3 protein-coding genes are annotated in these 4,324 nt (G+C 63.6%); all 3 read right to left on the bottom strand.

The genetic code is table 11. The features are described from left to right. Positions 1–26 precede the first annotated feature (26 nt). On the bottom strand, positions 27–1,748 hold the full coding sequence (locus QZL63_RS09065; protein ID WP_022308996.1) for a DUF4153 domain-containing protein: 1,722 nt from the start codon (positions 1,746–1,748) through the stop codon (positions 27–29). 40 nt (positions 1,749–1,788) lie between these two features. Continuing rightward, positions 1,789–2,523, bottom strand: a complete 735-nt coding sequence (rlmB, locus tag QZL63_RS09060) for a 23S rRNA (guanosine(2251)-2'-O)-methyltransferase RlmB (RefSeq protein WP_022308995.1) — start codon at positions 2,521–2,523, stop codon at positions 1,789–1,791. 64 nt (positions 2,524–2,587) lie between these two features. After that, a partial coding sequence (locus QZL63_RS09055; protein ID WP_290586652.1) for an ABC-F family ATP-binding cassette domain-containing protein occupies positions 2,588–4,324 on the bottom strand: 1,737 nt, incomplete at its 5' end.

The raw sequence follows: 4,324 nt of genomic DNA, 5'->3' as shown, positions 1-4,324 counted from the left end.
CGCCCCGCTCTTCCTCCCCCGTCCGATCATCGCAGCCACAGGGAATGCACCGCCTCGACCGAGAGCCGATCGGCCGAATCGAGCCGCTCGATCATCAGCCGTTCGAAAAGGATGCGGCAACGCTCATCGCGGTAATCCAACAACCGCAGTGCCTCCTCTCCGGTGGGTTCTACGCCCCGCGAAGGATCAAAACCACTCCGTTCAAGCTGTGTTTTCAACAGCTCCGCACCCGGAATTTCGAGCACAGGATGCTCCTCTCCGAGGTAGAACCGAAGCGTATCGTTTTTGAAGGTATAGATCTCGGGCGACCACTCCGTGAGATTGACATAGCAGCGGGAGTAGCTGTCGAACTCCCCGATGCAGATATTCTGGGGAAGATAGACCCAAATGAAGGGACTCTCCTCGACCGCCACATCGACAGCCGCCCCCCACCGCACATAATCGTACATCTCCTTGGGGAGGATCTCCGCCAGATCGTCCGATGTCTCCAGGCCGAAGCGCGCGAACGCCGCACTGTCGCGCTCGACATACTCCAGCGCCTCGTAGAGTTCGCGGTACTCCTTTTTGTAAAGCGTGTCGGCCAGCGTTGCGGGCGCAAGAGCCAGTCGCCCCGACTCCTCGAGCCGGCCGAGCCCGGCGGCGATCCGCTCGACCCGCCGGGCCTGCGAACGCAGGGCCGCCTGACGGGGGTTGAGCGCAGGGATATAGGCTACCGAGGCGAAGGCGGCCATCGAGGCCAGCACGACCCACAGGTAGCGTCCGGTGCGGCGCGAGAGGAAGAGCAGGATGCAGACCGTCATCACGGAGCCGCAGACGAGCAGGTAGATGCGCGAATCGGTGAGCCCGTACTCGCCGACCCGCCGCGCGACGCCGACCCAGAACAGCGCCACGATCGGCAGCGACAGGAGGCTCAACCGGTCGTAGAACCAGTCGCCGATGCGTCTTGCGAGCTGCTGCCGGAGGGCCTTGACCAGCAGCACGGTCATCGTGAAGCCGAAGACCAGATAGGCCACACCGCCCTCGGGCAGTGACCACGTGAAGAGGATCTTTACAAGATAGAGGTAAAGGATGGCGGCATAGATGATGACGGCCGGCGTGACGACCCAGTTCAGCAGCACCTCCAGAACGCGCGACGAGCCGAAGCGCGCCCCCTCCCAGCGGTCGAGCATCATCAGGAAGAGTGTCGGCACGGCGAAGAACTGCACGACATAGAAGAGGTCGGCCGTAAGGTGCACGACCCACGGAGCGTCGGTGAAGCGGAAGATGTAGGCCGCCGACCAGAGAATCGCCTCGAAAAGCCCGTAACCGACATAGGCGAAGAGCATGGCCAGCAGGCCCGAGCGCAGGTAAACGAGCGCATCGGCCACAAACCGCTCGTTCGAAACGGCCCGCCGGCAGGCAAGCAGCGCCAGCGGCGTGAGGATCAGCATCGTGATGAGAGCCTGCTCCGTATCGATCCAGTCGGAGAGCCCCGGCCCGAGGAAGAGCGGCACAAGCGGAGCCCACGCCACCCAGTAGATACGGCGCCAGAGAGTCTGCCCAACCAGTCGATTGACGATCAGGAGCAGCATCGCCCCCCAGCCGAGCACCACAAGCCGGTCAACGTTCGGGTACTGATCGATCTCATTGCAGACGATCAGGATTACGGTCAACGCCAGCAGCAGCAACAGTTCGAGCGTATGGCACCGCCACACGGAGACGAACCCCTCCCGGAGTCCGGCCATCCGCTCTCGGAAATTCCACCTCATGGTTCTTGCAGTTGGATTCAAAAATCGGGAGAGGACCGGATCACTCGCCGATGCGCTGGCGCACGACCTCGTAGAGCATCACCGCGGCGGCGGCCGAGACGTTCAGCGACTCGATGTGGCCGATCATCGGGATGGCCAGCTGTTCGTCGCAGAGTTTGAGCACCTCCTTCGAGATTCCCGTATCCTCGGCCCCCATGACGATCACCGTCGGGCGGCGGAAGTCGGCGTCGTAGAGCAGTTTGCGGCTCTTCTCCGTGGCCGCCACGACCTGAAAGCCCTCGGTCTGCAACTGCCGGAGCGTATTGCGGATCGACCCCACGCGGCAGACAGGGATCGTCGTGAGCGCCCCGGCCGACGAACGGATCGCCTCGGCATTCACCGGGGCCGAGTTCTTGAGCGGTGCGATCAGGCCGTGGGCCCCGGCACACTCGGCCGAACGGGCGATGGCCCCGAAGTTGCGCACGTCGGTCACCCCGTCGAAGAGGACGATGAGCGGCGTCTCGTCCTCGGGGACCCGCTCCAGGATGTCCGACAGCTCGACATAGGCGATCGCGGCAGTCTGCGCCACCACCCCCTGGTGGTTGCCCCGCACCAGCCGGTTCAGCTTCTCCACCGGCACCTCCTGCCAGCGCAGGCGGTGTCTCAGGCAGAGGTCCTTGAGTTCCTGCATCAGCTGCCCTTCGGCCCCCTTGCGGATATAGAGTTTCTCGATCTGCTTCCCGGCCTCGATGGCCTCGGCCACGGGACGGATTCCGAAAATAAGGTTGTTCTCCATAGTTCTGCGGTTTTGTCGGTTCTGCGGCCGCGGAGGCGGCCGGTGTCCGGATCGCGCATCCGGATCAGGCGTTTTCGGTGATCTCCAGTTCGTAGGAGGCCTTCTCCCACTCGTGCATCTGGTGGTCGTAACGGGCCTTCAGGTCGTTGTAGTCCCGGTAGTCGGCCTCGTTGTATTCGGTCGCCGCGGCGAACTTCGCATCGTAGACCGCGATCTGCTTCTCGATTTCGGCCAGCCCGGCCTCGATCGTCTCGACGTTCCGGCGCAGCTTGCGCAGCAGCTTCTCCTGCTCCTTGCGCTGCTCGTAGGAGGCCTTGCCCGAGGGTACCGCCTTCGCGTCCTCATCCGGGGCGGCTCCCTTCGCCGGGCCCTTCGCCGCGGCGGACTTCGGCGACGGGTCACGCCGCTCGATCTCCTGCAGCGACTCCAGCTTGCGCTTCTCAAGGAAATAGTAGATGCCGCCGAGGTACTCCTTCACCCCGCCGTCGCGAAACTCGTAGACCTTGTCCACCATGCCGTCGAGGAACTCACGGTCGTGCGAAACGACAACCACCGTGCCGTCGTACTTCAGAATGGCATTCTTGAGGATGTCCTTCGAGCGCATGTCCATGTGGTTCGTCGGCTCGTCGAGCACCAGCAGGTTGCGCGGCTCGAGCATCATGCGGGCCATGGCCAGCCGGGCCCGCTCGCCGCCCGAGAGCACCTTGACCTTCTTGTCGATGTCCTCGCCGCGGAAGAGGAACGCCCCGAGGATATCGCGCAGCCGCGTGCGGATATCGCCCACGGCCACCCGGTCCAACGTATCGTAGACCGTGAACTCACCGTCCATCAGGTCGTCCTGATTCTGCGCATAGTAGCCGATATTGACATTGGCGCCGATGCGGATCGACCCTTCGGTCGGGGTCAGCTGCCCGACGAGCATCCGGGCCAGCGTCGTCTTTCCCTCGCCGTTGCGGCCCACAAAGGCAATACGGTCGCCCTTCTCGATCGTGAAGTTCGCACCGCTGAATACGTGCTTCGAGCCGAACGACATGCCGGCCTCGTTGATCTCGGCGACGATCTGCCCCGAGCGCGGCGCCGGCGGGAACTTGATGTTGAGCGTGGCCAGGTCCTCCTCCTCGACCTCCAGCCGTTCGAGTCGCTCGAGCTGCTTGATGCGCGACTGCACCTGGTTCGACTTCGTGGGCTTGTAGCGGAACTTCTCGATGAACTCCTCGGTCTTCTCGATCATCCGCTGCTGGTTCTCGTAGGCGGCCAGCTGCTGGGCGCGGCGCTCGGCGCGCAGCACAACGTATTTCGAATAGGGAACCTTGTAGTCGGTGATCTTGCCCAGCGAGAGCTCGACCGTGCGGTTCGTCACGTTGTCCAGAAACGCCCGGTCGTGCGAGATGAGCAGCACGGCGCCGTTGTAGTTCTTCAGATACTCCTCGAGCCACTGGATCGACTCGATGTCGAGGTGGTTCGTGGGCTCGTCGAGCAGGAAGATCGAGGGTCGCCGCAGCAGCAGCTTCGCCAGCTCGATACGCATGCGCCAGCCGCCGGAGAACTCGCTCGTCGCACGACCGAAGTCCTCGCGCTTGAAGCCCAAGCCGAGCAGCGTCTTCTCGATGTCGGCATCGCGCGTCTCGCCGCCGAGGATGTGGTAGCGGTCCTGCGCGTCGTTCAGACGGTGCAGCAACTGCTCGTAGTCGGCGCTTTCGTAGTCGGTGCGCTCGGCGATCTCGCGCGTCAGGCTCTCAATCTCGGCCTCGAGGCGCAACACCTCGTCGAAGGCCTTGGCCGTCTCCTCGACGAGCGTCGT

This window comes from Alistipes sp. CAG:268, assembly GCA_000434235.1.
Taxonomy (GTDB): Bacteria; Bacteroidota; Bacteroidia; order Bacteroidales; family Rikenellaceae; genus Alistipes; species Alistipes avistercoris.
The sequence above is the reverse complement of the archived record's forward strand: the minus strand, read 5'-3'. Positions and strand labels throughout refer to the sequence as shown.